18 protein-coding genes are annotated in these 26,386 nt (G+C 71.0%); 13 read left to right on the forward strand and 5 right to left on the reverse strand.

Annotation, left to right across the window (positions count from 1 at the left end):
- The first annotated feature begins 132 nt into the window (after positions 1–132).
- Genes V7004_RS00005 through V7004_RS00045 form a run of 9 tightly spaced genes read left to right on the forward strand, consistent with a single transcriptional unit; the run spans position 133 to position 11,757 of the window.
- Positions 133–897, forward strand: a complete 765-nt coding sequence (locus tag V7004_RS00005; RefSeq protein WP_442967985.1) for a glutaminyl-peptide cyclotransferase — start codon at positions 133–135, stop codon at positions 895–897.
- Between the two features lie 10 nt (positions 898–907).
- Positions 908–2,056 carry an acyl-CoA dehydrogenase family protein gene (locus V7004_RS00010; protein ID WP_334140959.1) on the forward strand — a complete coding sequence of 383 codons (1,149 nt, stop codon included), beginning with the start codon at positions 908–910 and terminating at the stop codon, positions 2,054–2,056.
- A gap of 38 nt (positions 2,057–2,094) precedes the next feature.
- Positions 2,095–3,162, forward strand: coding sequence for an MraY family glycosyltransferase (locus tag V7004_RS00015; RefSeq protein ID WP_334140962.1), 1,068 nt, complete (start codon positions 2,095–2,097; stop codon positions 3,160–3,162).
- Positions 3,163–3,165: 3 nt separating this feature from the next.
- Complete coding sequence (locus V7004_RS00020; RefSeq protein ID WP_334140963.1) at positions 3,166–4,431, forward strand: glycosyltransferase family 4 protein; 1,266 nt, start codon at positions 3,166–3,168, stop codon at positions 4,429–4,431.
- Between the two features lie 14 nt (positions 4,432–4,445).
- Positions 4,446–5,336 (forward strand): SDR family oxidoreductase, encoded by an 891-nt coding sequence (locus V7004_RS00025; protein WP_334140964.1) that lies wholly within the window; start codon positions 4,446–4,448, stop codon positions 5,334–5,336.
- 17 nt (positions 5,337–5,353) lie between these two features.
- Positions 5,354–7,228, forward strand: coding sequence for an asparagine synthase (glutamine-hydrolyzing) (asnB, locus tag V7004_RS00030; protein WP_334140965.1), 1,875 nt, complete (start codon positions 5,354–5,356; stop codon positions 7,226–7,228).
- Positions 7,225–9,345, forward strand: a complete 2,121-nt coding sequence (locus tag V7004_RS00035) for a bi-domain-containing oxidoreductase (RefSeq protein WP_334140966.1) — start codon at positions 7,225–7,227, stop codon at positions 9,343–9,345. The genes asnB (V7004_RS00030) and V7004_RS00035 overlap by 4 nt, the downstream gene beginning before the upstream one ends.
- 31 nt (positions 9,346–9,376) lie before the next feature.
- Positions 9,377–10,186, forward strand: a complete 810-nt coding sequence (locus V7004_RS00040) for a glycosyltransferase family 2 protein (RefSeq protein WP_334140967.1) — start codon at positions 9,377–9,379, stop codon at positions 10,184–10,186.
- The gene (locus V7004_RS00045) at positions 10,183–11,757 is read left to right on the forward strand and encodes a hypothetical protein (protein WP_334140968.1); all 1,575 of its coding nucleotides are present in this window, start codon (positions 10,183–10,185) and stop codon (positions 11,755–11,757) included. The genes V7004_RS00040 and V7004_RS00045 overlap by 4 nt, the downstream gene beginning before the upstream one ends.
- Here the strand turns inward: V7004_RS00045 and V7004_RS00050 are convergent.
- From V7004_RS00050 to V7004_RS00060, 3 genes are read right to left on the reverse strand one after another with little or no spacing between them, the layout of a single operon-like run.
- Positions 11,714–12,892: a glycosyltransferase family 4 protein gene (locus V7004_RS00050; protein ID WP_334140969.1), complete on the reverse strand. Its 1,179-nt coding sequence runs from the start codon at positions 12,890–12,892 to the stop codon at positions 11,714–11,716. The two genes, V7004_RS00045 and V7004_RS00050, sit on opposite strands and share 44 nt — an antisense overlap.
- Positions 12,889–14,694 (reverse strand): asparagine synthase (glutamine-hydrolyzing), encoded by a 1,806-nt coding sequence (gene asnB / locus V7004_RS00055; protein ID WP_334140970.1) that lies wholly within the window; start codon positions 14,692–14,694, stop codon positions 12,889–12,891. Before asnB (V7004_RS00055) ends, V7004_RS00050 begins: the two co-directional genes overlap by 4 nt.
- On the reverse strand, positions 14,695–15,756 hold the full coding sequence (locus V7004_RS00060) for a glycosyltransferase (RefSeq protein WP_334140972.1): 1,062 nt from the start codon (positions 15,754–15,756) through the stop codon (positions 14,695–14,697). It abuts the gene before it with no gap.
- Between the two features lie 88 nt (positions 15,757–15,844).
- On the opposite strand from V7004_RS00060, the gene V7004_RS00065 reads away from it, so the two are divergent.
- Positions 15,845–17,527, forward strand: coding sequence for a polysaccharide biosynthesis tyrosine autokinase (locus V7004_RS00065; RefSeq protein ID WP_334140974.1), 1,683 nt, complete (start codon positions 15,845–15,847; stop codon positions 17,525–17,527).
- Here V7004_RS00065 and V7004_RS00070 read toward each other — a convergent pair.
- Positions 17,518–18,807 carry a lipopolysaccharide biosynthesis protein gene (locus V7004_RS00070; RefSeq protein WP_334140976.1) on the reverse strand — a complete coding sequence of 430 codons (1,290 nt, stop codon included), beginning with the start codon at positions 18,805–18,807 and terminating at the stop codon, positions 17,518–17,520. The two genes, V7004_RS00065 and V7004_RS00070, sit on opposite strands and share 10 nt — an antisense overlap.
- A gap of 288 nt (positions 18,808–19,095) precedes the next feature.
- On the opposite strand from V7004_RS00070, the gene V7004_RS00075 reads away from it, so the two are divergent.
- Positions 19,096–19,611, forward strand: a complete 516-nt coding sequence (locus V7004_RS00075; RefSeq protein WP_334140978.1) for an LPXTG cell wall anchor domain-containing protein — start codon at positions 19,096–19,098, stop codon at positions 19,609–19,611.
- 28 nt (positions 19,612–19,639) lie between these two features.
- On the opposite strand, the gene V7004_RS00080 is transcribed toward V7004_RS00075, so the two are convergent.
- Positions 19,640–20,878 (reverse strand): acyl-CoA dehydrogenase family protein, encoded by a 1,239-nt coding sequence (locus tag V7004_RS00080; RefSeq protein ID WP_334140979.1) that lies wholly within the window; start codon positions 20,876–20,878, stop codon positions 19,640–19,642.
- 200 nt (positions 20,879–21,078) lie between these two features.
- On the opposite strand from V7004_RS00080, the gene V7004_RS00085 reads away from it, so the two are divergent.
- On the forward strand, positions 21,079–23,424 hold the full coding sequence (locus V7004_RS00085; RefSeq protein WP_334140980.1) for a DUF4012 domain-containing protein: 2,346 nt from the start codon (positions 21,079–21,081) through the stop codon (positions 23,422–23,424).
- A 141-nt stretch (positions 23,425–23,565) separates the two neighbouring features.
- A complete protein-coding gene (locus V7004_RS00090) occupies positions 23,566–26,385 on the forward strand; it encodes an acyltransferase family protein (RefSeq protein WP_334140981.1) in 2,820 nt (939 codons plus the stop codon).
- Position 26,386 lies beyond the last annotated feature (1 nt).

Consider the following 26,386-nt stretch of genomic DNA (forward strand, 5'->3'; position numbering starts at 1 on the left):
CTGCCCCCCTCGCCCGGCCGAGGCGAACGATCGCGACATGCCAAGATCGATGCCGTGCCGGCCCCCCGAGCTACGATCCGCCGCCCGACCACGCTCGCCTCCCTCATGGTGGGAGCGTGCGTGCTCCTCTCCATGAGCTGCGGCTCGCCGTCACCGTCGAGCTCGCCGGGGAGCTCGACCGTTCCGGACGGTCCGCCCGAACAGCTCACCGTCCGGGTGCAGCGGTCGTACCCGCATGACCCCCGAGCATTCACCCAGGGTCTCGAGCTGGCGGACGGGAGCTCGTACTTCGAGAGCACGGGGCTGGAGGGCCGCTCGTCACTACGCCGGGTGCAGCTCGAATCCGGTGAGGTGCTCCAGCGGCGCGACCTGGACCGCTCGCAGTTCGCCGAGGGAGTCACCAGAGTAGGTGACCGCCTGGTCCAGCTCACCTGGCGGGACGGTGTGGCTCACGTCTACGACGCCGGCACCCTGGCACCGGTGGAGGACTTCGACTATGAGGGTGAGGGGTGGGGCCTCTGCTACGACGGCCGACGCCTGGTGATGAGCGACGGCTCCGGCACCCTCGCCATCCGCGACCCGGGTAGCTTCGAACTGCTCGACCGGGTGCGGGTCACCAACGACGGCAAGCCGGTCCAGAAGCTCAACGAGCTGGAGTGCGTCGACGGCACCGTCTACGCCAACGTCTTCCAGACCGACCAGATCCTGCGGATCGACCTGGCCAGCGGCAGGGTCACCGGTGTGATCGACGCCTCCGGCCTGCTCACCCCCGAGGAGGCGCAGCAGGCCGACGTCCTCAACGGCATCGCCTTCGACCGGGAGCGCGGCGTGTTCCTCCTCACCGGCAAGCTCTGGCCGAAGGTCTTCGAGGTCACCTTCGAGCCGGCCGGCTCCTAGCCTTCGGTCGATGCGCCGCGCCCTCTTCACCGACGAGCACGACCTGTTCCGCCGATCCTTCCGATCCTTCGTCGAGAACGAGATCGTCCCGCACCACCTCACCTGGGAACAGGAGGGCATCGTGCCCCGAGAGCTGTTCCTCGCCGCCGGGGAGGCGGGCTTCCTGTGCATGGCCGCACCCGAGGAGTACGGCGGCGGCGGCGTCGACGACTTCCGCTACAACCTCATCATCGCCGAGGAGATCCAGCGCGCCGGCGTCGCCGGCAGCGGTCTCGGCATCACCTTGCACAACGACATCTGCCTGCCCTACTTCCTCTCGCTGACGACGGCCGAGCAGAAGGCCCGGTGGCTGCCCGGGATGTGCTCGGGGGCGTTGATCACCGCCATCGCCATGACGGAGCCCACCATCGGCTCGGACCTGGCGTCGATGCGAACCTCGGCCGTGCGCGACGGCGACCACTACGTGGTGAACGGGTCGAAGACCTTCATCACCAACGGCATCAACGCCGACCTGGTGATCACCGCGGTCAAGACCGACCCCTCCCAGCGGCACAAGGGGATGAGCCTGCTGGTGATCGAGCGCGGGATGGCCGGCTTCGAACGGGGCCGCAACCTCGACAAGGTGGGCCTCCACGCCCAGGACACCGCCGAGCTGTTCTTCACCGATGTGGAGGTCCCGGCCGGCAACCTGCTCGGCCAGGAGGGTGCGGGCTTCCTCCACCTGGTTGACAACCTGCCTCAGGAACGTCTGTCGATCGCTATGTCGGCGGTGGCCGCGGCAGCGCAGGCACTGGCCTGGACCCTCGACTACGTACGGGAGCGCGAAGCGTTCGGCCAGCCGATCGGGTCGTTCCAGAACAGCCGTTTCCGCCTGGCCGAGATGAAGACCGAGATCGACATCGCCCAGGTGTTCGTCGACCGTTGCGTGGAGGCCCTCGACGCCGGCGAGCTGACCGCTGAGGAGGCGGCCGAGGCCAAGTGGTGGTGCACGGAGCTGCAGAAGCGGGTCGTGGACACCTGCGTGCAACTCTACGGCGGCTACGGCTACATGCTCGAGTACCCCATCGCGCGCGCCTACGTCGATGCCCGGATCCAGACGATCTACGGCGGCACCACCGAGATCATGAAGGAGATCGTCGGGCGCTCCCTCGGCCTCTGAGGGCACCCGCGGTTCCGGCGCAGCACTACGCTGCCGCCGTGGTCCCCGCGGTGCTCACGCTCGCCCTCACGATCGGGCTCACCCCCCTGGCGATCGTGCTGCTGCGCCGGATCGAGGCCTACGACGTGCCCAGCGAACGGTCCTCCCACGTCGATCGAACCCTGCGAGGAGGGGGCGTCGCGGTGGCGATCGCCGCGGTCGCCGGCTTGGTCATCGGCAACAGCGGTGACGCCGGGTCGCTGACGACGATGCTGGTCGCGGTGTCGATCCTGGCCGTCGTGGGGCTGATCGACGACCTGCGAACCCTCGAGGTCTTCCCGCGACTGGGCGCGCAGCTGATCGGCGCCGCGCTCTGCCTTCCCTGGTTCTTGAACAACGTCTCGCTGCCGTGGGGCCTGCGGATGGTGCTCGCCGTCGGGACGGTGGTGTGGATGATGGGCTACGTCAACGCCTTCAACTTCATGGACGGGATCAACGGCATCTCGGGGCTGGCCGCCCTCGTCACCGGATCGACCTTCGTCGCCGTGGGCCTGATCGAAGACCTCCCCCTGGTGAGCCTGGCCGGGGGGGTCCTCGCTGCGGCCGGGCTCGGCTTCCTGCCCTACAACTTCCCCCGGGCGCGGGTGTTCCTCGGCGATGTGGGCAGCTACTTCCTCGGTGGCTGGATCGCCTTCGTGGTGCTGATGATGCTCGTGAGCGACGTGCCCGCCGAAGCTGCGTTCGGCCCGCTGGTGATCTACCTGGCGGACACCACCTTCACCCTCGGATCGCGCATCGCCCGGCGCGAACGCTGGTGGGAATCGCACCACGAGCACGTCTACCAGCGCTTGATCGAGCGAGGCTGGAGCCATATGCGCACCGCCTCGCTGGTCACGGCCGCCTCCGCGACCTGCGCGGCGCTGGGACTGGTGAGCCTCGGGCCCTCGTTGCTGGCCCGCGCGGTGGCCGACGCGACCATGGGCGCCGTCATGCTGGGGTACCTCGCGCTTCCCGCGCTGCTGGCGCGACGCGCGCCCGGCGAGCAACCCGCGTTGGGTTCCACCCGAGCCGTCCCCCACCGACCCACCCCGATCGAAGTCGACCTCCACGACCGCGCCATCAGCTAGCTCGTGCGCCTCCTGCTCGTCAGCCACTACTTCCCACCAGAGATCGGCGCACCGCAGGCCAGACTCAGCGGGCTCGCCCGCCACTGGGCGGCAGCCGGCGACGAGGTGTGCGTCCTCACCGGGATGCCGAACCACCCCACCGGGGTCGTCCCCCCGCGCTACCGCCACCGCCTCCGGGTGATCGAACGGCGAGACGGCTACCGCGTGGTACGCAGCTGGCTCTACGCCACCCCCAACGAAGGCGTTCTGCGCAAGACCATCGGCCACCTCAGCTTCATGGCGAGCTCGGTCCTGCTGGGCTGGCGGGTGACGGGACCGGCCGACGTGGTCCTCGTGTCGTCACCGACGTTCTTCTCGATCTTCGCCGCCTGGCTGCTCGCCCGGATCAAGCGGGCCGCGTTCGTGGTCGAGGTGCGAGACCTGTGGCCTGCGATCTTCGTGGAGCTGGGGGTGCTCACCAACCCGACCCTCATTCGCCTGCTCGAGCGCGCCGAGCTGGCGGCCTATCGCGCCGCGGCCGCGGTGGTGGTGGTGAGCGAAGGCTTCCGGGAGGACCTGGTGCGACGAGGGGTCTCCCCGTCGAAGGTGCACGTGATCCGCAACGGTGTTGACCTCGGTGAGTTCCGGCCCCGCGACCCGGCCGACCCTACCCCCGGCACCATGGGGATCCGCAGTCGATGGGGCGCCGCGCCGGATGACGTGGTGGTGCTCTACGCCGGCGCGCACGGTCTGTCACACGGCCTGACCACCCTCGCGGAGGCGGCCGCGCTCGTACGCGACGCTCCCCTCCGTTTCGTCTGTGTCGGCGAGGGCGCGGCCAAGCGCGAGCTGCGAGCGCGAGTCGACGAGCTCCGCCTCAACTCGTTCCTGCTCGCACCGGGCGTGCCTCACGAGCAGGTGCCGGATCTACTCGCCGCCGCCGACATCTGCGTCGTCCCGCTGCGCGATGTGCCGCTGTTCGCCTCGTTCATCCCCTCGAAGATCTTCGAGTACCTCGCCGCGGGCAAGGCGGTGGTCGGAGCGGTCCGAGGCGAGGCTCGCGAGATCCTCTGCGCCGCAGGTGCCGTGGTGGTGGATCCCGATGATCCTGCAGCGCTCGCCCAGGCGCTGCGCGACCTCGGGTCCGATCCCCAGCGCCGAGCCGCCATGGGTCGGCAGGGCCGCGACTACGTCGAGAGGAACTTCGACCGGCGGCAGCTTGCCCAGCGCTACCGCGACATCCTGCTCTCGCTCACCCACCCTACGGTCGGCGCACCACCTGCCGGGTAACGTCTGCCCGCCCTATGCAGATCTTCGTGACGGGTGGCTCCGGCTTCCTCGGGCGCCGTGTGATCCCCCTCCTCGTGGCTGGCGGGCACGAGGTGTGGGCACTGGCCCGCAGCCGCGAGGCGGCACGCGCCGTTGCCGCGCTCGGTGCCATCGCGATCGACGGCGACCTCGACCGGCCGGCAAGCGTCGACGAGGCGCTTCGGAGCACACCGGCCGACGTACTCGTCAGCCTGGCCTCGCTCGGGTTCGGGCACGCGCCCACCGTCGTCGCCGCGGCCGAGGACGCCGGGATGCACCGGGCGTTGTTCGTTTCCACCACCTCCATCTTCACCCGCCTGCCGGCCCGGTCCCGCCAGGTCCGGGTGGAAGCAGAGCGGGTGATCCAGGCCAGCTCGCTGGCCTGGACCATCCTGCGGCCCACGATGATCTACGGCGGCCTGGACGATCGGAACATGGCCCGCCTGCTGCGGCTGGCGAGACGCTCGCCGGTGGTGGTGGTGCCGGGACACGGCCGAGCCCTCCAGCAGCCGGTGCACGTCGAGGACCTCGCGGCAGCGATCGTCACCGCGCTGGGTCGCCCGGGGGCCATCGGCAAGATCTACGACCTCGCCGGGCCGGCACCGCTGACCCTGCGGGAGGTGATCGAGCAGGCGTACCGGGCCGCCGGCCGCCGGCCGCGGGTGCTCCCCGTCCCCCTCGCGCCCGCGGTCGCCGCCCTGCGCTTGTACGAGCGCCTCACTCCCCGCCCGCGGCTGCGGGCTGAGCAGCTCGAGCGCATCGAGGAGGACAAGGCGTTCGACATCAGCGCCGCTCGCCGCGACCTCGGCTTCGACCCCCGACCGTTCGATACGGGCATCAGCGAAGAAGCGATGCTCCTCGCAGCCGCCGGCCGGTCACGTCCCTGATGTGCGGGTGGGTCGGGGTGTTCGGAGGTCCGGTCCATCCAGCCGACCTGGCGCGCGCCGGTGCGTCGCTCGCCACCAGAGGCCCCGACGGGTCCGGTGAGCGGGTCTTCGAGCACGGCGGCTTGCGGGGCGGGGTGGCCCATCGGCGGCTGGCTGTCCTCGATCCGAGCGAGGCTGGCGGCCAGCCCATGGTCGACGAGGAACAAGGGGTGTCGCTCGTCTACAACGGGGAGCTCTACAACGCGCCCGCGCTCCGGCGTGAGCTGGAAGCGCGAGGGGCGCGGTTCCGCTCCCACTCGGACACCGAGGTTCTGCTCCGGGGCTGGCTCGAGTGGGGCGACGCGGTGCTCGACCGCATCGAGGGGATCTTCGCCTTCGCCCTGGCGGACGAGCGCCGCGGCCGGGTCCTGCTGGCCCGGGACCGCACCGGGGTGAAGCCGCTCTACTGGGCGCTACAGAACGGCGAGCTGATCGCCGGCTCCGCACCGCGGGCCCTTCTCGCTCTCCGTCCCGGACTCGGGGCCACCCTCGACCACGTCGCTCTGGCCCAGTTCCTCACCCTTCTGTGGATCCCCCATCCGCGCACGCCGTGGGCGGCGATCCGCAAGCTCGAGCCGGGGCACGCCCTCGTCTTCCGAGACGGCCAGCTCACCGATCGTCCCTACTGGACGATGCCCGTGCCGAGTGAGGGGCCACTCGAGGTGGCCCACTTACGGCGGGCCTTGCGCGAGGTCACCGTGCGGCAGCTGCTCGCCGACGTCGCCGTCGGGGTGCTGTTCTCGGGTGGTCTCGATTCGACCCTCCTGGTCCGGCTCGTGCTCGAGCACCGGGGCGGGCCGCTCATCGGGCTCACCGCCGGGTATGACACGGCCAGCCAGCGGCTCGAGACCGTGCCCGACGACCTGGTCTTCGCCCGCCAGGTGGCACGAGCGGATCCCGGACTCGAACTGCGCGAAGTGGGGATCGACGGCAAGGCGTCGACCGCGCTCAGGACCCTCGAACAGCTCGCCCACCACTTCGACGACCCTGTGGCTGACCCCGCTGCACTCACCCTGTGGCAGCTGTGCCGGGCGAGCCCCGACAAAGTGCTGCTGAGCGGGGTCGGCGGCGAAGAGCTCTTCGCCGGGTATCCGCGTCACACGGCGCTACGTCACACCCGACGATTCGCATCCCTTCCCCCACCGGCCCGCCGGGCTCTCGCTGTTGGTGCCCGCTCGCTCGCCGGCGGGCGGGCCGGCCCGCTCCACGGCGCCCGCCGCAACCTCCAGAAGCTGGCCCGAGGGTGCGGCAGCAGCGCCCCGCCCCACTACTGGCGGATGATGAGCCAGCTCACCGATCGCGAGCTGGCAGCCCTGGTCCCCACATCCGCGGGTCAGGCCATGGCGGAGCTCGACGACCTCAGCCCCCGCCTGGATCGGGTGGAGCTGGCTGAGGCCCTGCATTTCGATCGCACGCAGTTCCTCCCGAACCTCAACCTGGCTTACGTCGACAAGGCGGCCATGGCCACCGGAGTCGAGGTGCGAGTCCCACTCCTGGACGAGCAGCTGGTCACCCTGGTGGCGCCGGCGGACCCGACGGTGTTGGTCGGCGGAGGCACCGGCAAGCGCCCTCTCCGCGAGGCCGCTCGGGGGATGGTGCCCGACGCGGTCATCGACCGCCCGAAGACCGGCTTCGGCGGTCCGGTCCGTCGCTGGTTCCGAGGCCCGTCTCGGGCCGTGTTGGCGGAGCGGGTGGAGGCGGCGGCCGACACCGGTCTGGTGGCCAGGCAGGCGGCTCGGCGGATCTACGCTGATGCCGCGACCGGGCGCCAAGACCTCGCCCTGGCCGCGTGGGCGCTGGTCTGCTTCAGTGCCTGGTTCGACGCGTACGGCCGCCGTGGGGAGCGTGGATGAAGCAGGTGGTGCAGCCGATCTCCGGTGGCGCGGTGCGGGTGGTCGACGTGCCCCGGCCCACCATCGGGCCCACCGAGGTGCTGGTGCGCACTCACGCCAGCGTGCTGTCGGCCGGCACCGAGCGCGCGGTGACCCGCCTGGCGCGCTCCAACCTGTTCGACAAGGCCCGGGCCAGGCCCGACCTCGTGCGCCAGGTGCTACGCAAGGCTCGCACGGACGGGATCGTCGCCACCGCACAGGCGGTTCGCGACCGCCTCGGCGGCGACGTCCCGCTCGGCTACTCCGCCGCTGGTGAGGTGGTCGAGGTCGGCTCCGCCGTGGCCGGGATCACACCAGGGATGTTGGTAGCCACCGCCGGGGGAGGCCACGCGAACCACGCCGAGTACCAGGCCGTTCCGGGCCTGCTGTGCGCGCCGGTGCCCGAACCGGTGCCGGCCACCGACGCAGCCTTCACCACGATCGCCGCCATCGCGTTGCACGGTCTGCGCCTCGGAGGGGTCGAAGCGGGCTCCCGGGTGCTGGTCGTCGGACTCGGGCTGATCGGCCAGCTCGCGCTACGCCTGGCGATCGCGGCCGGCGCGGACGTCTTCGGCGTGGACCTCGACCCGGCCGCGGTGAACCGGGCACGTCTGGCTGGCGCGGCCGCGGACGTGGAGCGAGCCGAGACCACCGACCGTCTCGTCCGGGAGTGGTCGCGCGGCCGGGGCGCCGACGTGGTGGTGGTCGCCGCCGCGTCGAGCTCGTCGTCGGTGATGGCCGCGGTGCCCGCCCGATGCCGTGACCGGGCCGAGGTGGTGGTCGTGGGCGACGTGGGCCTCGAGCTCGACCGGCGCCCCTTCTACGAGGCCGAGCTGACGGTGCGATTTGCTCGGTCCTACGGTCCCGGACGCTACGACCGCTCCTACGAGGAGTGGGGTGTCGATTACCCCGCCGGCCAGGTCCGCTGGACTGAGGGGCGCAACCTGGAAGCCGTACTCGACCTGCTCGCCAGTGGCCGCCTGGCCGTGGCCGATCTGGTCACCCACCGGTTCCCGATCGAGCGAGCGCTCGAGGCGTACGAGGTGCTCGAAGACGACGGCGCCGACGCGGTCGGTGTGCTCCTCACCTATCCCGCGACCCCCGCCCCCGACCAGCCCATCCGCCTGCGGGCGGCCACCGCAGGCGCCACCCCCGGGGTGGGGCTCATCGGTGCCGGCGCGTTCGCCCGTACGGTCCTCGTTCCCGCGCTGGTCGCCGCCGGCTTCGAACACCTGGTCTCGGTCAGCTCGGCATCCGGGCTCTCCGCCACCCAGCTCGGCGCGCGGCGCGGCTTCGAGAAGGCCGTCGCCGGGGCGGGGGCGGTGATCGACGACCCGGCGGTGGACCTGGTGGTGGTCGCCACCCCCCACGATCAACACGCCCAGCTCACCGCGACCGCGCTGCGAGCGGGCAAACACGTGTTCACCGAGAAGCCTCTCGCTCTGTCCGAGGACGAGCTGGCCGATGTCGAGGCCGCGCTGGCCGAGAGCGATGGGGTGCTGTTCGTGGGCTTCAACCGGCGCTGGTCGCGACCCGTCGCGCTGGTCCGCGAACACCTCGGCGCGGGTGGCGGTCCACTGGTCATCACCTACCGGGTGAACGCCGGCCCGCTGCCGGCCGGACACTGGCTCGCCGATCGGCGCCAGGGTGGGCGCCTCCTCGGCGAGGTCTGCCACTTCGTCGACACCTGCGCGGCGATCGTCGGAGCACCCCCCGGCCGGGTGGCGGCGATCGGCGGTGGCGGCGACGGGCAGGACCTGATGACGGTCGGTGACCTGGTGGTGGCCCTGGGCTGGCCCGACGGCTCCACCGCGGCGATCACCTACGCCAGTGACGGCCATTCCGGCACGGAGAAGGAGCGGGTCGACGTGCTCGGCCGAGGTCACACGGCGACCATCGTCGATTTCCACACGGTCGTGCTCGACGGCCACGAGATCGCCATCCGCCCGCGCGACAAGGGCCACCGGGCTGAGATGATCGCCCTGCGTGAAGCCATGCGGACCGGCGACCGGAGCGCGTCGAATGCCGCGGTCGCCACCACCCGCGCCACGCTGCAGGCACTCGCCATCCTAGGTGGAGAGGCGAGCCGTGCCGGGTGACGAGCGCGGCCTTGTCGCTTGCGTACTCACCTTGAACGAGGAGCGGCGGATCGGGCGCGCCATCGGCTCACTGACCGGCGCGGTGGACCGGGTGGTGGTCGTCGACTCCGAGAGCACGGACCGCACCTGCGCCATCGCCGAGGCCGCGGGGGCGGTGGTCGTGCGCCGGGCGTTCACCGGCTATGCGAACCAGCGCAACTGGGCGCTCGAGGAGATCGCGTCCCGCTTCGGCGGACGATGGATCTTCACCATGGACGCCGACGAATGGCTGAGCCCGGCACTCCATCGGGAGCTGGCGGCGTTCGACCCCGGGCGGTGTGCTGCCGACGTGGTGCTCGTCCGGCGGCGTACGCGCTTCGCCGGCCGGGTCCTGCGGCACGGCGGCTTCGGCGAGGTCTGGCTCGCCCGCCTGGTGCGGGCCGGTGCCACCCGTTACGAGGATCGCGGCGTCAACGAGCACCTGGTGATCCCTCGAGATGCCCGGGTGAGCCGCATGCACGGCTGGCTGGAGCACGGCGATGTCGACTCCTGGACGGCCTACATCGACAAGCACAACCGCTATTCCACCCTCGAAGCGGCGGCCCGGGTGGCCGGCCAGCAGGGGGGCCGGGGGCCCAGCGTGCTGGGCGCCTGGCGCGACCCGACGCTCCGCCGGCGGTTCCTCCGCCAGCGGGTCTACGAGCGGTTGCCGGCCCGTCCGGCGCTGCGCTTCCTCACCAGCTACCTGGCGCTCGGAGGCTTCCTCGACGGCCGGGCCGGTTTCGACCGGGCGCTGTTCGAGGCCTGGCAGGAGCTCTGCATCGACCTGAAGGCCGACGAACTGAGGCGGCGGGGACCGTGACCGCCCCCCTCGAGGTCAGGACCGCGGCAGCCCCGAGCCCCGGCAACCAGCTCGTCGGGGCGGCCTACGACCTGCTCGTCGTCGCAGCCGCGGGGCTGGTGCACTGGCTCGGCCCCGACTCGCTCGAAGCCGCTCTGGGAACCGTCGCGCTGGCCTGGCTGGTCATCTCCCTGCTCTGCCTGCCGGGGTGGCGGCGAGCGGGCGCGGGATTGTTCATCGGGGTCGCGGTGGTGCTGCTCCTGCGCAACGAACCGGGCTTCCCGCTCAACACCCGACTCTGGGCCTTCGCCAGCATCGGAGCCACCTACGCGGGGCTCCGGCTCCTTCCCCTCCAGCGGACGATCTGCTTCCCGCTCGTCCAGCTGTACCTGGTCGTCCAGCTCGTCTACCTGGTGGTCGCCGCGCTGCTCGCGCAACCCCCGCTGATCTATGCGGACACCTTCACGGTCGACGTGCGAACCGCGGGATTCACCTACCTCACCCTCTTCACGGTGGTTCTCGTCGCGACCAGCACCGGGCTCGAACGGGTCCTGGCCCGGCTCGCCCCTGACAAGGCGCCACCTGAGCGCCCCATCGTCGCCCGCTCGGCGATGGTGCGGGCCTGGATGCTGATCGCGATCAGCTTGCTCGCCTCCGGCGCGATCCAAGTCCTCGGTCTCAGCTCCTCCTTCGGGAGTCTCACGACCCTGGTGAAGCTGGCCGGGATCGGTGGTGGGGTCTTGTTGGCACGCTTCTGGCTCGACGGGATCCTGCCCCCGCTCCAGCGCCTGGCCCTGCTGGTGGCGGCCGGGCTCTACGTCATCAGCGGCCTCGGTTCCGCCGTTCTCTACGAGAGCGCCCTGCCCGCGTACGTCCTGCTCGTGCTCATCGTCGCGTACCGCCGGTACATCCCGTGGCTGTTCCTCCTGCTCGGTGCGGTGGCGCTGGTCCTCGTCAACGTCTCCAAGACCGAGTTCCGCACCGCCCGGAACACCATCGGCATCGAGGGCAGCGCACCCGAGCTCGGTCTCACCTATCTCGACCTGGTGGCCGAGGACCTCTCCCGGGCCGACGAAAACGTCCTCGCCAACTCCGCTTACCGCTTCGCCAACTACAGCGACCAGCTCGGCTACTTCGTCACCTGGGTGCCGGACCGCTACCCCTACTACGGGTACTCGACCTACCTGAACCTGCCGAGAGTGCTCATCCCCCGGTTCCTCGACCCCTCCAAACCGACGTACAACGCGGCCAACGAGGTGGGCCGGCGCTACGAGCTCATCAGCGCCTCGGACTTCATCACCAGCGTCAACCCCTCCCCCGCAGCTGAGGCCTATGTCGCCGGGGGCACGGGGTTCATGCTGGCGGTGGCGGCGGCGATGGGCGCGTACCTCACCATCGCCGGGTTCGTGCTGCGCTCGAGGCGGGTACCGGTCCTGCTCACCGGTGTGCTGATGGCCTTCTCGGTGATGAGCGCGGTCGAATCCGGGGTGCTGAGCCTGTTCCTCTCCCTCCCCTTCGGTCTGCTGCTCTACCCCCTGATGCGCTGGGTCAGCGCCGAGGGACCTGCAGACCAGCCACGCAGCCTTCGATGATGCCGGCCACGGCGTCGGCATTCGCCCGCCAGTTCAATTCCCGGGCGACGCGCGACGCGGCCTCGAGCCTGGCAACCATCGCGCCCGGGGGGGTCGCGAGGGCCGCCATCACCGCGTCGGCAGCCGCCTGCGGGTCGTCCGGCGGGAAGAACCAACCGTGCTCGCCCAGCAGCTCGATCGAAGAGCCGATGGCCGACGCGACCACCGGTAGCCCGGACGCCATGGCCTCCACCACCGGGAAGCCGAAGGACTCGGTGAACGACGGCAGCACCATGAGGTCCGAGGAGACATACAGGTCCCGAACGTGGCGGACCCGGCCAAGCAGTCGGAATCGGTCCTCCACCCCGTGCGCCACGGCCAGGCGGCGGACTCGCTCGACGTAGGCCGGCGCGTCCTGCGGGGCCACGGTGAGCTCGAGCGTGGCGTCGACCCCCCGATCGATGAGCACCCGGAGCAGCGCCGGAAGCAACTCCTGGTTCTTGTGAGGCGCGCCGTGGCTCACGGAGAGCAGGCGCAGCGGTTGCGCAGGCGGCCAGGCCCGCTCCACGAACGGGAACTCGACGGTGTCGACCGCGTGGGGCACAGCGACGAGCCGCGACCGCACCTGCGGGGTCATGCCCCGCCAGGAGCCGAGATATCTGGCCATCGCCCGGCTGGGCACCACCACCACGCACGCTGACCTCATCTGCGCGTACGCCAACCGCCGGCGGAGGGCGGCCTCAAACCGGAAACGGCCCGGGCCGTGGCGGCGCACCCACGCCGGATCGAACCAGATCGGATTGCGCTGGTACAGCACCGACGGCACCGAGCAGCGCAGCGGTCCCGAGTTCGTCAGGTTCACGACCACGTCGGCATGCTCGGACTGGAGCACCCGAGGCAACGTGACGGACTCCCACCACACCCGGCGCGCCGGCCCCACTCGAGGTACCGCCCTGATCTGCACGCGGGACGGGACGCTGAGCTCGTCGATGCCCTCGGACACCCAGACCGCAAGCTGCCAGTGAGGTCGGCGATCGGCCAGGGCGGTGAGGAACGGACCGAGATGGCGAGCGGCACCCCCCATGACCGCACCGACCGCGTTCACGTGCACCGCTAGGTGCTCCCCGCTGCCACCGAGCGGTGTGCCGTCTCTCACGATCGGTTTCTCCGGAGCCACCCGTCGAGCACCGCGATGGCCCAGGGCTCCGACCAGCGTGGTGATGCGCCGGCCCGCCGCAGGATCGGCAGACCGGCCCGGCGGTCGAGGTGCGACCACACCGGTGCCGTGGGCGAGCACGCCTCGGCGACCACGTGCCGAAGGACCCCGTCTTCCAGCCAACCGCGCATCGGCAGCGAGAACCCGGACTTCGGCCGCCGGGCGAGCCGGCGCAGGTAGCCGTCACCGAGCTCCCGGACCAGCCCCTCCTTGCCCAGGGGTCGTCGATCACGGGTCGCCGCCGCGAAGAACGCCCGATCCACGTAGGGGACCCGCAGCTCGACCGAGGACGCCATCGAGAACGCGTCCGCATCGGCGAGCAGCATCGGTTGCAGGTAGGTGGTGAGCTCAGCGGCCGCCATGCGCGCGTAGCCGTCGCGCGGTCCCGGCCGCTCCGAGTAGACAGCTCCTTCGCGCTCATCCCGGCTCTCGGCGCCATGTCGCCGGCCGAGGAGGGCCTCCACGGTGGACACGGGAAACAGCTCCCGCTGGAGACGCACCACCCCTTCCGGGGATCTCGGCCCGCCCGAGAGGACCAGTCTGGCCGCCTTGTCCCCGATCAGCGAGCGCGATCGCGCCCCCCGCACGACCCGGTCACGCATGGCCGCGGCTGCGGATACCTGGTCGAGCGACCGCAGCGCTGGGAGCCATCGCAGCGACGCCGCCAGGCGGTAGCCACCCACCGCCTCGTCCGCGCCGAGCCCAGACAAGGCGACCTTGTACCCGGCCGCCCGCACGGCTCGACAGACGAGGAAGGTGTTCAGCCCGTCGATGGTCGGGCGTTGCATCGAGGCCAGGAACGCGTCGACGATGCCCTCGTCGATCTCCGCCCGGACGGTGGTGTGCCGGTGGCCGTAGTGCGCCGCGGTGGCGCGGCCGATCGCACTCTCGTCCGCGGGCCCCAGACCGGCCACGGTCAGGCAGTGCAGCCGCTGGCCGAGCCGGGCCGCTGCCGCTGCCAGCAGCGAGGAGTCGACACCGGCGGAGAGGAGCAGCGCGGTCGGGACATCGGCCTCGAGGTGCAATCGGATGGACTCGCCGAGGGCTCGCGCCGCGGTGATGCCACTCCCGTCGGGGGACGGGTCCAGGGCGGGGACTCGCGCCTCGTCCCGCACCTGCCCGTCAGCGCCGATGCTGATGCACACCCCCGGCGCCACCGCCTCGACGCCGGCGAACGGTGAGCGGTCCGCGGGGATGCTGCCGAACCGCAGGAAGGACCACAGCGTGGCGGGGTCGAGGTCGGGTGGGGCCCCGAAAGACTCCAGCACCCGCACGTCGGAGGCGAACGCGACCGTGGCGCCCTCCCGCCGCCAGTGCAGGGGCTTGATGCCGAACGGATCGCGAGCGAGGAACAGCCGGCCGGCACGCTGGTCGACCAGCGCTATGGCGAACATCCCCCGGAACCGGGCCAGGCACGCGGGACCCTCACGCGCCCAGAGTGCGGGGATGATCTCGCCGTCGCATCCGGAGCGCAGCTCGATGCCATGTGCGGTGGCCAGCTGGCGGAAGTTGTAGATCTCGCCGTTGAACACCGCGGTGATCGAGCCGTCCGGGCTGGTGAAGGGCTGGTTCCCCGCCGGGGTCAGGTCTCTGATCGCCAGCCGGGTGTTCCCGAGGACGAAGGGTCCGGCGGGTGCCACCGAGGCGTGGTCGGGACCCCGCCGGGTCTGGGCGCGGTTCATCCCCGCTACCAGCTCGACCCCGCGACCATCGGCGTCGAGGACGCCCGCGATGCCACACACTCAGCCCACCACCCCGTGAACCGCCTCACGGACCCGGGCTCCGAACGCGTCCCGGCCGTGCACTTCCCGGACGAAGGCTCGCGCCGCCCGGCCCATCCGCGCCCGTCGAGCCGGGTCCCGACCCAGCTCGACGAGTGCGCGCGTGAGGGCGTCGACGTCACCGGGAGGAACCAGCACCCCGGTCGTGCCGTCGATGACGGTATCGACCGTACCTCCCACCGAGGAGACGATCGCCGGGACGCCGGCGGCCCCGGCCTCCAGCGCCACGATGCCCAACCCCTCCCCCTGCGGGTGGTCGCCGCGACGGAACCGGCTGACGCTCACGGCGACGCCGGCCTCCGCGTACTCGCGGCGCAGCGCATCGTCGTCGAGTGGCCCCAGGCAGCGCACCATCGAGGTGAGACCCCGCCGCTGCACGAGGGCATCGAGCTGGCGGCGTGCCGGACCGTCACCGATCACCCGCAGCTCGACGTCGATGCTGCTCGCCGCCCGCTCAGCGGCCTCGATACAGGTGTCGATGCCCTTGTAGGCCAGGTCGTCGAGGCGGGCCACGACGACGATCCGCAGACCCGAGCCGTCCCGCTCGGGGCCCCTGGCGGTGAAGAACGAGTCGTCGAGCCCGCCGCCGAGCACCGGCCCCACCCGGACGCCAGGCTCGATCCTACGCAGCTCCGTGGCGGTGAACGACGAGATCGGCCACACCTGGGTGAGCGCCCGCCACATGCCGCGGGTGAACGGGGAGGAAGGCCCCCACACCTCGATCCCATACGCGACAGCGACCGCAGGCCGGCCGCGAAGCAGCTGCGGCCCCGCCAGCGGAGCGAACGAGAGGTGGCCGAGCACCACGACCTGCGGGCGGCTCCGGTGCCAGGTGGCGAGGGCCAGAGCGGCTGCTCTCGCCTTCGCCCTCGGTGTTCCGCCGGTCGGCTCCAGTTCGAGATCCAGGGTCTCGCACGGCCCGACCCGAGCCAGCGCATCGATCATCCAGCTCGAGTACCGCTGGATGCCCCCGACCCCATGGAGGTCGGAGCCGATGAAGAGCATGCGGGGCGGCCCGCTCACCACACCATCGCTGGGACGATCACCGACGATCCTCGACGCTCCGCAGGCCGCTTCCGGGGGGAATGCCACAGACTACGCTGGCACCCACATGGCCTCGAACGTCCCGAGTGGCGCCGCGCATCTCGAGCTCCGCGACTACCTGCGAATCCTCCAGCGCCGCAAGCTCGTCATCATCATCGTGACCGCCGTCTGCACGGCGGCGGCGTTGGTGCTGTCGTTCCTCCAGACCCCGCTCTACGCCGCCACAGCGAAGATCCTCATCCAGAAGCAGTCCCTGTCGACCGGCTTCGAACAGTCGAGCGGGCGGATCACCCCGGATCTCGCCGGGGAGATCGAGCAGCAGTTCTTCAACGGCCAGGCCGTTCGGGACCTCGCTCGTGACCGGCTCGGTTTCCCGGCGAACGCCTCAGCGTCGGTGGTCGGTCGGGGCGCGGTCCTGCAGGTCCGGGCGGTGAGCCCCGACGCGCAACGGGCCGCAGAGATCGCCAACGCGTACGCCCAGGCTTACATCGACGCTCGTCGCGAGGGCATGCTGCGCGAGTACCTGGCGACCGCTGAGGCCATACAAGGCAAGGTCGCCGACCTCGACGCCAAGATCGAGGAGCTCGACGCCCAGCTCGCTCGCCTGTCATCCAACTCGGATCGTGACGGTCAAGCCACCGAGGCCGCGGGCCTGCGGGTCCAGCGCGACTCGCTCATCACCCAGAAGGCGGCCCTCGAGAAGAGCCTCGACGAGGTCGAGGTCGGCGCAGATCTCGCCCGCGGCGGGGGTCCCGAGATCGTCGCTCCCGCGACCCCGCCCGAGCGACCGTTCCGTCCCAACCCACCCCGCGACGCGCTCGGAGGCCTGTTCCTCGGGGTGCTCCTGGGTGTCGCGGCGGCCCTGCTTCTCGAGTACCTCGACGACTCGATCAAAGGGGAAGCGGATCTCGCGGCGGCGACCGGTGGTGCCCCGGTGCTCGCCGTCATCCCCCGTGTCCCGGACTGGCGCAACCGCTCGGATGCGATGCTCGTCTCGCTCGAGCACCCGTCCTCGCCGACCGCCGAGGCCTATCGCACCCTGCGCACCTCGGTGCAGTTCGCGGGCCTGGACCGGCCGTTGCGCACCCTGCAGGTCACCAGCCCCCGCTCCCAGGACGGCAAGTCGACCACGGCCACCAACCTGGCGGTCGCCCTGGCCCGGGCAGGTCAGCGGGTGATCCTCATCGACTGCGACCTGCGGCGTCCACGGGTCCACGATTTCTTCGGGTTGTCGAACGCCGTGGGGTTCACCTCCGTGCTGGTGGGCGATGTCCCCCTGGTGAACGCCACCCAGGCGGTCCCCGGCCTCGATCGCTTGCGGGTCCTGGCGTCGGGCCCCACACCGGCAGATCCCTCGGAGCTGCTCTCGACCCGACGAGCGGTCGAGTTGATCAACTCGATCAAGGAGGCCTGCGACATCGTCGTGATCGACACGCCGCCGGTGCTGCCGGTGTCGGACGCGCTGGTGCTCTCCGACGTGATCGATGCGGTGATCGTCGTGGTGGCGGCCGGCTCGACGACCAAGAAAGAGACGCAACGAGCCTTCGAGCTCCTCCGCCAGGTGGACGCACCGGTGATCGGGGTGGTCATGAACGCTGGGCCCACCGAACGGGGGTATGGCTACGGGTACGGCTACTCGAGCGAGCTCGACCGACGCCAGCCGCGCTCGGCCAGGCGCGCTCGGCGAGTCGATGGCAACGGCCACCGTGACCATGCGGAGCGCTTCCCGGAGACGACCGCTCAGCCCTGAGCGGGACGCAGCCGGGCCAGCGAAACGACACCGGCCACCAGCTCACGGACGTCCTGCCGCCGGGGTACGCAGCGGCGGAGCACCCCACCGGTGACCGTGCGGCGGAGCCCGTGCAGGAGCAGCAGCGTCGTCGCCAGGTAGCCACCGAGCGACGCGAGGGCCGCACCGAGGATGCCGAGGCCGGGCAGCAGCCCCGCCAGGAGCACCGCGGTCGCCGCCAGCCCGCCGAGCTCGGCCCGCAGGACGTCACCCGGCCGACCGAGGCCACGGAAGCCCTCCTCGAGCACGAAGTTGGTGGCGAGCAAGCCGCTGCCGGCCACCAGGATCGCCGCCGGGCCGATCGCGGCCGAGAATGCTCCGCCGAAGAAGAGCGGCACCGCGAGCGGCGTCAGCCCCCCGACGGCGAACACGAGGCCGGCGGTCACCAGCACCGTGACCCGGATGCCGAGGAACAGCACCTGCTCACGGGTTTGCTCATCCGGCTCCGCCGCCAGGCGAGGGAACAGCACCACGCCGAGAGCATTGACGAGCGGGGTGACGAGCCCGGCCCAGGCGACGGCCACCACGTACAGGCCGAGCTCGTCGCTCGGTACGAACGCGGCCAGCAGGAGCTGATCGAGCCGCACGTTCAACCATTGCGGTATCGACGCCAACATCAGCGGCAGGCCGTAGCGCAACATCGGACCCCATGAGGTGACATCCACCCGGTAAGGCGGACGCACGATCGGGCGAGCCACGACCACCGAGACCCCGAAACTCAGCACCCACCCGCACAGGAAGCCGACGGTCACGAAGCCGGGTGAGCGGTTGCCGGTCGCGATCGCGGACACCACCACGACGACCCACAGCAGCGAAGGCAGGAGGCGCACGACGTTCCAACGGGTGAAGCTCGACAGGCCTCGGAGCGCCTGACCGGGCTGGTTGGCCACGGCGTAGAGGGGAACGAACAGCAGGAACAGACGCGCCAGCCCGACCGTGGCCGACGATTGCGAGGCGAGGAGCAGGGGCATCGCCACCCAGCCGACGGCCACCACCGGGAGGGCCGTCAGCGTCGTGAGCACCGCGGCAGAGGTGGCGAAGGTGCCCGCCCGCTCGGGTCGCCGGGCGGAGAAGTAGACCACGGCATCGGTGGTGCCGAGTACGGCAACGGTCGCCAGCAGGAAGCCCCAGAGCTGGATCGCGGCCACCTCACCGCGACCGGCCGGCCCGAGTGACCTGGCCAGCAGGACCCCGCTGGCGGCGTTGAGCCCGGCGAGGGTCACGTTCGCCGCAGCGGTCACGCCCACACCGAGACGGGCACCACCCGTCATCGGGCAGCGCCCCACCCGCCGGACTGGCTCGCTGACCACGGCACCGTCCCGAGAGGGGCTCCGGCCGGCATCGGCGAGACCGTAGCAGGGCTCCGGCCCCGCTCCGGCGGGTCTCCGTCCCGGGTCCCATCGGCACCGTGGCGGATCCGTCGACCACGGAAAGGCTGGACACGGCACCACCGGCAGGTCACACTGGTGCAGTTCGTGTCAATGGCGGGACGCGACTGAACCGCCCGACAGACGGAGGACCACACCCCGATGCGAGTTCTGCGGACCACCCGTCTTCTCTTGGCGATGTTCCTCGCGGGCTTGGTCGTCGTCGCCGCTGCCCCGGTGGTGCAGGCGCAGCAAGGCTACGCAGGCGGTTCGACCCTCACGGTCAGCAACCCTGCACCGGCCTGCGGGAGCTCGGTCACGTTGACGGGCACGGGCTTCAAGCCCAACGCCGTTGTGACCTTGACCCAGGAGGGCGGGGGCACCATCGGCACGGTCACCACCGATGCCAACGGGACCTTCTCCTTCGTGTGGACCATCCCCGAGCCGTGCACGGCCGGGACCGTCGTCATCCAGGCCAGTGACGGCACCACCGTCCTCAGCGTGTCGATCACCATCGGCGGCACCACGGCGCAGACCACCGGTACGACGACGCTGCCGCGGACGGGCTCCGACAACGGCAACCTGCTCCGAGCCGGGATCCTGCTGGTCGCCGCCGGTGGCCTGCTGGTCCTCGCCACCCGCAAGCGCGCCACCGCCAAGGTCGGCAGCGACGCCTGATCACACCCGCCGCTGAAGCAGCCGCCGGTCAGCGGCGGAGCAGGTCCTTGGCGATGTGGGTGATCTGGATCTCGTCGGTGCCCGCGTAGATCTGCAGGACCTTGGCGTCCCGGGCCAGCTGCTCCACCTTGAACTCGGCCATGTAGCCGTTGCCGCCGAAGAGCTGCACCGCCTCCATCGCCACCTCCACCGCGGCGCGCGCCGCGTACAGCTTCATCGCCGAGGCCTCGGCCAGCGTGAGCCCCCGTCCCGCCTGGCTCATCTCGATGTAGCGGAACACGAGGTTCTGCACGTTGAGCCGGTGGACCTCCATGCGTGCCAGCTTCTCCTGGATGAGCTGGAAGTTGCCGATCGGCTGGCCGAACTGCACCCGGTTCTTCGCGTACTCCACCGACACCTCGAGGCACTGCTCGATGATCCCGAGGGCCATGGCCGCCACTCCGGAGCGTTCCATGGAGAAGGTGTCCTTGGCTCCTTCGCGCCCCCCGGAGGGCACGTCCTCGGTCTCCCCGATGAGCCGGTCGATGCCCACCCGCACGTCCGAGAGGAACAGCTCGCCCGTCGGGGAGCTGTGCAACCCCATCTTGCGGAGCGGCTTGGACTGCTCGAGACCCGGCATGCCACGGTCGAGCACGAACGAGAGGATCTTGCGCTCCTCGGGCGGGTTGCCCTCATCCAGCTTGCAGATGAACACGATGGTGTCCGCGTAGGGGCCGTTGGTGATGAACGTCTTCGAACCGTTCAACACGTACTCCGAGCCGTCACGGCGGGCCGTCGACTTCATCGAGCCGAACGCGTCCGACCCGGAGTTGGGCTCCGTGATCGCCCAGGCACCGATCTTCTCCAGCGTGAGCAGCTCGGGCACCCAGCGCTCCTTCTGGCGGATGGTGCCCCGGCTGCTGATGGCCGCTGCGGTGAGACCCATCGACACCCCCATTGCCGTGACCATGCCGGGTGAGTAGCGGCACAGCTCGATGATCGGGATCATGGTGAACGACGGGTCGGTGCCCCCATCCCGAGCTGGCTTCTCCGGAACGGGCTCGCCCTTGGCCCGGGCCTCTTCGACCCGGCGCTCGAACTCGATCCGCTTCTTGAAGCTCTCGCGAGCGACGACGTCCATCCCGAAGGTGGCGAACAGCTTGCGGAGGATGTCATAGGGCGGGAGGTCGCCGTGTTCGAGCTGATCGTGCACCGGCACGATCTCCTTCTCGATGAACTGCCGGACCGCATCGCGCAGCATCAGCTGCTCGTCGCTCCACTCGAACACGCTGCCCCCTTCCTCGGTCTCTGGCCGAGACCCTCCGATCGATGTGCCGTGCACCCGGACCGCAACACCGTAGGGGACGAGCTGGACGGCTCCAATCCGGCAGCTGGAGCCGGCAGGTCACGTCCACCGGACGCGTCCCGGCCGACCCGCCATCATGCGTCCCCGGGCGGCGGGACCCCACTGCTAGCGTCCTGGTTCCCATGGCGCCGCCCACGGCAACGGCCACCGCCACCGACCGAGCGTCGATCGTCCGATCCCGACGTCGGTCCCTGGACCGCCGGATCGTACGTGCGGTCACCGCGGCTGCGGCCCTCGCCGCGGTCGCCGCCGGAGGTGAGGCCACCGGGCTCGCGGTGGTCGACGCGCTGTGGCGGGCCACTCTGGCGGCGGTGGTCACCGCCGCCGCGTCCCGATCACGCCGGTGGTCCTGGTTGTGGATGGCCGGGCTCGCCACTGCCGCCGCGGTCGGCTCCCCTGCCCTGATCCCCGGCTCGGCCGCGCTCGCCCTGGCACTCGTCGGGGTCTTCCAGGACCGCCGCAACCGGGTGCTCGGAGCATGCATCGGGGCGCTCACGATCCAGGCTCTGCTCCGGCTCCCCGACCTCGGCTTCCATGGCCTGACCGCCCTGGTGACGGCGTCGGCCGTCGCACCCGCGCTGTGGTCGGGCTACGACCGCAGCCAGCGCTCGGCGCAACAGCGGATCCTCCGGGCCCTCGCCGGGAGTGCGCTGGTGGTCTTCGTGCTCCTCGTCGGCCTGGCGATCGCCATGATCAACGCCCGCAACGAGCTCCAGCGCGGGGTGTCCTCGGCCCGGGCAGGCCTGGAGATGATCCGTGCGGGTGACCACGAGCAGGCCGCCGCCCGGTTCGAGCGCGCCGCCTCGGCGTTCTCCTCCGCGCACGACGCCCTCTCCTCGCCATGGAGCCAGCCCGCCCGGGCGCTCCCGCTCGTCTCCCAGCAGGTCGACGCCCTGGCCGGGATGTCGGAAGCGGGTGACGAGCTGGCCCGATCGGCTTCACGGATGGCCATCAGCGCCCCTTACCACCAGCTACGCGCCAAGCGGGGCACCATCGACCTGGAGCTCGTGCGGGCCATGCAGCAGCCCGTCGAGGACTCGACCGAGGCGCTGCGGTCGGCCCGAGAGCGGGTGGCGTCGGTGCGATCCCCGTGGCTGGTCCCGCCGATCGGGTCCGAGCTCGACGAGTTCGCCTCGGACATCGACCGGTCGTTGCCGCAAGCCGAGCTGGCGTCGGAGGGCCTGCGGGTCGCGCCGCGCCTGCTCGGCGGGGAGGGGCGACGGCGGTATCTCCTCCTGTTCACCAGCCCGGCCGAGACCCGGTTCCTCGGTGGCTTCGTGGGCTCCTACGGCGTACTCACCGCGCTCGATGGGGAGTTGACCCTCGAGCGTTCGGGTGCGTCGGCGGACCTGAGCGCCGGGCCCGGCGACGAGTTCGATCTGGAGGGCTTCGAGGAGACCCTCGTCCGGTACGGCAGGTACCAGCCACAACGGTTCGTGCAGAACCTCACCGTGTCGCCCGACCTGCCGACGGACGCCGCGCTCGCCCGCGCCGTGTTCCCGCAGACGCTCGGAGGGGAGCCCATCGACGGGGTACTCGTGGCCGACCCGTTCGCGATCGCCGCGCTCCTCGAGCTCACCGGTCCGGTTCCGGTGGAGGGACTCGACACCCCCCTCGATTCGACCAATGCCGCCCGCTACCTGCTCGACGGCCAGTACCAGCGCTTCGAAGGCGATCTCGACGCGCGCCGCGATCGCTTGGCCGCCGCGGCCCGAGCGACCTTCGACGCCCTCCTCGAAACCGATCTCCCCGGACCCCGTCGACTCGGTGAAGTGCTCGGCCCGATGGTCCAGCAGAAGCGGCTGCTGTTGTGGACCTTCGACGATGCCGAGCAGGCGTTCCTCGAGCACCTGGGTGCCGCCGGGCGTTTCAGCCCCCCCGACCACAGCGACTACCTGTCGGTGCGGGTCGCGAACGCCAACGCCAACAAGATCGATGCGTACCTGCACCGGATCATCGACTACGACGTGCGATTCGATCCCGGCACGGGCCAGCTCTCGGCGAGGCTGACCGTGGAGCTGGTCAACGACGCACCGGGCTCGGGCCTGCCCCCGTACGTCATCGGCAACCATCGGGGTGAACCACCCGGAACCAACACCACCTACCTGTCCCTCTACACCCCGTCCCGGGTGGTCGGGGCCACCATCGATGGCCGGTCGCTGGCCCTCGAACCGCAGAGGGAGCTCGGGGGAACGGTCTGGTCGGCATTGGTCTCGGTGCCGCCGCAGAGCCGGACGACCCTCCGGTTCCAGCTCGAGGGCCAGCTGCCCGGCGGGACGACCTACCAGCTCGCGGCGCTCAGCCAGCCGCTCGCCCACCCCGATCTCCTGCGAGTTCGGCTGGGCTCTGCCGACGGCGCCTTCGAGGTCCGGGAGGGGGAAGGCCTGGAGGTCCGCGATGGTTCGGCCTCGGGCGAGCTGATCTGGTCGGCGGATCGGTGGTTGCGTGCCGGCTTCCGCCGGCGTTGACGGGGTGAGGTGGGGGGACCCGACGGTGAAGGCGGAGTGCTTCTCCCAGATGTCAGACTGGGCTGCCCGTACGGGCTGCCCCACACCAGGAGTTCGCACTGCACGTTGCGGAGGATCTGCACACCATGAGCCGGGATAGCCGTGGCGCTCGCTGAGGTCGAGGCCCCCCCGGAACGACCACGACCGGGGCGTGAGCCCGCCCTCGGCGCGGCACGGAGGCGAGCGCAGCTTCCCTACTTCCCCGCGCTGGACGGGCTCCGAGGGTTGGCCGTCGCCGCCGTGCTGGCCTTCCACGGAGGCTTCAGCTGGATGGTCGGCGGCTTCCTCGGGGTGTCGACGTTCTTCACCCTCTCGGGGTTCCTGATCACCTCGCTGCTGCTGGCGGAGCGCGGTGGCCGCGGCGCGCTCGACCTCCGGGCCTTCTGGGCCCGCCGCTTCCGCCGGTTGATGCCGGCTGCGCTGGCCTGCCTCGCGTTCGTCATCCTCTTCGGCGTCTTCGCCGCGGACCCCACGCAGCGACGCAACCTCGCGGGCGACGAGTTGTCGGCCTTGGCGTACGTCGCGAACTGGCGGTTCATCCTCGCGGACAGCTCCTATGCCGACCTGTTCGCCGCGCCCTCGCCCGTGCTGCACTTCTGGAGCATCGCGATCGAGGAACAGTTCTACCTGGTCCTGCCCGTGCTGTTGGGAGGGCTGTTCACGCTCGGAGCGATGGCCAAGACCTCCGAAGATCCGAAACGTCGGTACTGGCTGATGCGAATCCGGCACTACTACCGGGGGCTCACGGCGGGGATCATCGGCGCGCTCGCCGTGGTGTCGTTCTGCCTCGTCCGCTTCGGCGGCTTCAGTGTCGACCGGATCTACTTCGGTACGGACACCCGGGCCAGCGAGCTGCTGGTCGGTGGCCTGCTCGCTGTGGTGCTGTTCCACGCGCCGGTCACCGCCCGCCTGGCTCGGCCGGGTGCCGTGCGCTCGGCGGCGGCCGGCTTCGGGGTCCTGGCACTCATCGCCGTGGCGGTGCTGTGGGTCCGTACACCCCAGACCAGCAGCTGGCTGTACGAGGGCGGCTTCACCCTCTACGCGGCGATCTCGGCGTTGGTGGTCCTGGCTGCGATCCTCCCAGCCGGCCCCGTCCCGAAGCTGCTCGCGATCGCCCCGATCCGGCATCTCGGTCGCATCTCCTACGGCGTGTACCTCTACCACTGGCCGGTCTTCCTCTGGGTCCGGCAGGAGACGACCCTCGGGCTGTGGCCCCGGTTCGCGTTGAGCGTGGCGATCACCCTGGTGATGGCCGAGCTGTCGTTCCGCTACCTCGAGACCCCGATCCGCGAAGGACGGGGGCTGCTCGACGTACGGCCGATCCGGTTGGTCCCCTACGTCGTACCCGCGATCGTGGTGGCGGTCCTCGCCGTGAGCTTGACGGCTCCCAAGTCGACCCTCAACTTCGGGACCGTCCCGTTCGACTACGACACCGCCGCAGCCCGAGACGAAGGAAACCCGGGAACGACGACGCCGCCACCGCCCAGCGTGGCCTTCTTCGGTGACTCGACCGCCATCACGACCGGATGGGGGGTCGGCGCCTACCTCCAGGGAACCGGTGCCGGCAGCAACGTCGAGGGCTATGCCGGGCTCGGCTGCAGCGTGATCCGCACCGACGAGCGGCGCATCGAAGGCGTCGTCGACCGATCGAAACCCAACTGCCTCGACTGGGAGCACCTCTGGGGCGAGAAGATCACCCGAGGAAGGCCCGACGTCGCCGTCGTGCAGATCGGGCCCTGGGATATCGCGGACCGCAAGGTGCCAGGTGCCGACGGCTGGCGATCCCCGGGCGATCCCCGCTTCGACGAGTTCGCGCTCTCGGAGATGGTCCATGCCGTTGACGTCCTCTCTGCGCAGGGAGCGTTGGTGGTCTGGCTCACCAGCCCACTGCCCGGGCGAGCCGCGACCATCGATGACAAGCCCGGTTGGGACGCGTCCGCACGTATGACGGCGTTGAATGCGATCATTGAGCGTTTGCCGGACCGGCGGCCCGGCAAGGTCGAGGTGGTCGATCTCGCCGGCTGGTTCCGGTCGCTCAGCGCGGACGAGGACGCTCGACTCCGGCCGGACGGGATCCACCTCACGATGGAGACCTCCCGCGAGGCGGCCGACTCGTTCATCGCCGGCGCGATCATCGACGCCTGGCGAGGGTGGTGGGAAGCACGCCAGGAGGGCGGCGCCCAGCAGCCTCCCAGCATCACTCAGCCCCCCACGCCGGTCGCGCCCGTCTCGGTGGTCGTGGTCGGCGACGGCACCGCCGAGCAGATCGCGGGGGGCTTGAGCGGCTGGGCGGAGGCAAACGGCGGTATCAGGGTGCGCTATTCGGGTGCCCCGACCTGCGGCATCGGCCGGCAAGGAACCCGTCGGGACCCGGTGACCAACGCCGAGGAGGCGCTACCGGCCGACTGCACCAACTGGGAAGAACGCTTCCCGTTGGTGCTCGCCGGCACCCCTGCGGACGTCGTCGTGGCCCACACGGGACTGTGGGACGTGGTCGACCGCAGCCTCGACCCCGGCGTGTGGCGGACAGTCAACGACGACACCTACGACCTCTACCTGCTCGGTGAGCTGCTCGCCGCGTCAGATCGCCTACACGTGAACGGGGCCCGTGTCGTCTGGCTCCTCACCCCGCACGTCGATCCTGGCCGCGCGGCAGATGGCACCCCAGGAGCGCGACCGGCGTCGGAGCCGGAGCGGATCGACCGCCTCAACGACCTCCTCCGCGAGGTGGCGGCCAAACGCGACTTCGTGACCGTGCTCGACTACGCGGCACAGGCACGGTCGTGGCCCGGTGGCGAGTTCGACCCCCGGATGCGCGCGGACGGTGTGGGACTCACCGCCGAAGGGGTGCGCTCCATCGCCGACTGGCTCGCGCCGCAGCTGATCGATCTGGTACGGCCAGCCGGCACTGGAGCACGTTGAA

This window comes from Rhabdothermincola sp. (assembly GCF_036846205.1).
In the GTDB taxonomy this organism is placed as follows: domain Bacteria; phylum Actinomycetota; class Acidimicrobiia; order Acidimicrobiales; family Acidimicrobilacustridaceae; genus Rhabdothermincola.